The sequence below is a fragment of the Herbiconiux daphne genome (genome assembly GCF_024979295.1).
Lineage (GTDB): Bacteria > Actinomycetota > Actinomycetes > Actinomycetales > Microbacteriaceae > Herbiconiux > Herbiconiux daphnes.
Genome location: NZ_JANLCJ010000830.1, coordinates 1 through 517, shown reverse-complemented (window position 1 = coordinate 517; position 517 = coordinate 1). Strand labels below are relative to the sequence as shown.

1 protein-coding gene is annotated in these 517 nt (G+C 47.4%); it reads right to left on the bottom strand.

The genetic code is table 11. The features are described from left to right. Positions 1–517 (bottom strand): DUF5309 domain-containing protein (locus tag N1032_RS27925; RefSeq protein ID WP_259543998.1); only part of this gene is annotated, 517 nt, incomplete at both ends.

The following is a 517-nucleotide window of genomic DNA, read 5'->3' as shown; positions in this document are numbered from 1 at the left end:
CCGGCATAAAGCGGTTTGGAATCAGTTTATAAGTACAACCCAGTGGAGAAACCAGAGTTGAAACGTAAACGTTCAGGCGAGTATCATCAGCACCATCAAACATACGTTGGCGAGTGCCAGCGGTGTTTTCCATCAGGCTAGAGAAGAACTGAGCGTGAGACGGATGGAACATGATGATATCTGGGCAAGAACCAGCAAGGTACAGACCATTGTCAACCAGGAACAGGTTGTCTTCAGTCAGAGCACCAGAGATATGAACGATTGCAGCAGTATCTTCAGGAGAAGCTTGATTCAGTGGAGCTACCAGCGCTTGGAAACCAGCAGTACGACGAACCTGAGCATTGGTAGTTGGGACACCAGGTTTAACACCATCCTGTACCGCACCATTGTTCAGAAGAGCCCACTCGAGGTCACGCTTAATTTCTTTACCAGCTTTCTCTAACTGATACTGCATTTCTTTACCACGGCCATAATTAGCCAGTGAGTTAGCAGTGTCAGATACCTGTACGACTTTACG